The sequence below is a fragment of the Lactobacillus equicursoris DSM 19284 = JCM 14600 = CIP 110162 genome (genome assembly GCF_001434815.1).
In the GTDB taxonomy this organism is placed as follows: domain Bacteria; phylum Bacillota; class Bacilli; order Lactobacillales; family Lactobacillaceae; genus Lactobacillus; species Lactobacillus equicursoris.
This window is the reverse complement of record NZ_AZDU01000172.1, coordinates 1-215: the sequence shown is the minus strand read 5'-3', so window position 1 is coordinate 215 and position 215 is coordinate 1. Positions and strand designations below refer to the sequence as shown.

At 47.4% G+C, this 215-nt stretch carries 1 protein-coding gene; it reads right to left on the bottom strand.

The window, feature by feature from the left end; genetic code table 11:
* On the bottom strand, window positions 1-215 hold a 215-nt coding region (locus FC20_RS09875; protein WP_201779624.1), incomplete at both ends, for an RRXRR domain-containing protein.

Here is a 215-nt window from a genome sequence, read left to right as displayed (position 1 = left end):
GGTAGATCTTGCGGGTGTACAGATTTTTGTGCACGTCTTGGCGAAGCTCTACCTCGCTTTGGTACAGCACCTTGTTTTGACTGACAATGGCAAAGCCAATGTGTCTCTGCCCAGTATCCACGCCAAGGCTGACCTTCTGTTTATAGCCATACGAGCCATATTTCAGCTGGATGGTGAATGGATATTTCTTGACCACAAAAGCCTTGCCGCTTTTT